Here is a 2,165-nt window from a genome sequence, read left to right on the forward strand (position 1 = left end):
GCTAGGCGCGCAGCTATTAATTATTCACTGTTAACTATTAATTGCCTTTATCACCCTTCCTGCAGCAATTTCCGCAAGTCAATCAGCGCGGCATTGGCCCGTGACACATAATTGGCCATGACCAGGGAATGGTTTGCCAGCATACCAAAACCGTCGCCGTTCAGAATCAAGGGGCTCCACACCGTTTCCTGGGTCGCTTCAAGCTCACGAACCATCTGCCGGAAACTGATGGTGGCGTTCTTCTTGCGAAGCACATCCGCAAAATCCACCTCAGCAGCACGCATCAGCTGGGTCAGGGCCCAGGTGGCACCACGGGCTTCGTAGAAGGCATCATCAATTTTCAGCCAGGGGGTTTTGACGAAGTCTTCGTCGCTCTCCGGCTTGGCCGCCACAATGGTGCCATCCTTGTCTACGTTCAGCTGGCTGCGCCCAACGCTTTGGCTCAGCTTCAGGCTCAGGGATCCCAACCGGTTCTGCACCTCGTTCAGCCAATAGTTCAGGTTATCGGCCCGGGCGTAGAACTTGCCGTCGTTCTCATTGGCATCCGTCAGCCGATCCACATAACGCTGCAATGCCTTGATGCCCCGGCGGTATTCGCTTTCCGTGGCCGGCATGGCCCAGCTTTGCGCATCGAAATTGAACTGCGGTTCGGCAATAGCCAGGTCTTTATCTTCCTGGCTTTGCGATTGGGAGCGGCTCATGTCCCGGCGTAATACCCGGCTGAAATCGCGCACCTGCACCAATACGCCATATTCCCAGGCAGGCATGTTATCCAGCCACAGACGGTGCGGAAGCACATCATTACTGAGGTAACCACCGGGCTTGGACAGCAGGGTATCGGCAACAAAAATCAGTTCCCGCGCGGTAGTTTCCCCCCGCACGGCATCCTCTTTCGCCGTTACCTCACGCAACTCGGGCTCCTGGCTCCAGTACCAGCCCAGCAGCACCTCAACCAACAACAGCAAACCAAGCAACCAGAACAAACCTTTCCAGATTCGATTATTACGAGGGTCCAGCATGGCGTCCCCCATCTTTTCACTAAACTTATCGTTACTCATGACCACTCCCAGGATCCTTCAAGCCGCAACTCCGCTCACCACTATAGCCCACCACCCGCTCAAGCTGCAGGCAATTACCTTCCGGGCGGGTTCGCGACTGTCCCTCATATTGGCAAGGTTCCACCATAGAGCGACAAAACACCACCTACAATCCACAACCGCCACGCCATCCACGCTCTCAATCCTGCCATTGATACCCCGCCCCCTTGGCCCTGCCCGGCAAACACGCAAACTCTATCCACATCAGTGACGCCACTGCTGGTCTACAGCCATGGGCTTTTTGGTTAAACTGCGCCAGCGAACAGGATCGCAGTAGCTCCGTTGCCAGAGGGCAGCGCTTTCGAGCCAGCGATTCACCCTGAAAGTGACAGGCAAAAAGCGCTCCACACCAGCGCTGATCCCGCGCCGGTTAACATAGCCTTAAAGTTACCGAATGAAACTAAGTGCCTGTTTTTACATCCAAGCGTCACGCAATCTGGCGCATACGGCACCGGAGAGGAGTATCGAATGAAGCAGTGCTGGCAGCGTTTCCTGGTCGCCATCGTTTTACTGGCCCCACTGTCCTGGGCCAGTGCCAACAACCTGTTCGGCGAAGAAGAGCGCCTGCCTACCGTGGATGAAGCCATCCAGTTGGTGGCCGATGCGGACTGGGATAACCAGCAACTGCTGCTGAATTTCGAGCTGATCGACGAGGTGTATCTTTATCAGCACCGCTTTGGATTCACACTGCGCGACACCAACGGCAATGTGATCAACGATTTTGCTGAACTGACGCTCCCCGCCGGCAAAGCCAAAACCGACGAAATCTTCGGCGACGTCCAGGTGTACTTCCACCGCCTGGATCTGGCACTTCCCCTCAATAGCGTGCCGCTGGTGGATACGGAACTGGAAGTGCGCTACCAGGGCTGCATTGAAGACACCCTGTGCTACCCGCCCACCAAAAAAATCATCGAGTTCGCCAACCCCCAACCGACAAAAAAGCCGGTGGCCGCTCCGCCAGCAGCGGCGTCTGACTCCAGCGCTGGCCCAGGCTTCCTCGACACGCTGCAGTCCGAAGATGCCAACGCCTTCAATCAGTGGATGAAAGACCAGCCCCTTGGCCTGATC

Annotated in this window: 2 protein-coding genes; one reads left to right on the plus strand and one right to left on the minus strand. The window is 56.2% G+C overall.

Annotated elements, in window-relative coordinates; translation table 11 throughout:
- Positions 1-50: 50 nt before the first annotated feature.
- On the minus strand, positions 51-1,058 hold the full coding sequence (locus A3754_RS19395; RefSeq protein WP_063521012.1) for a DUF2333 family protein: 1,008 nt from the start codon (positions 1,056-1,058) through the stop codon (positions 51-53).
- A gap of 507 nt (positions 1,059-1,565) precedes the next feature.
- Here A3754_RS19395 and A3754_RS19400 point away from each other — a divergent pair.
- The coding region (locus A3754_RS19400) for a protein-disulfide reductase DsbD N-terminal domain-containing protein (RefSeq protein ID WP_197468731.1) at positions 1,566-2,165 on the plus strand (600 nt) is incomplete at its 3' end.

Source organism: Alcanivorax sp. HI0083, assembly GCF_001635175.1.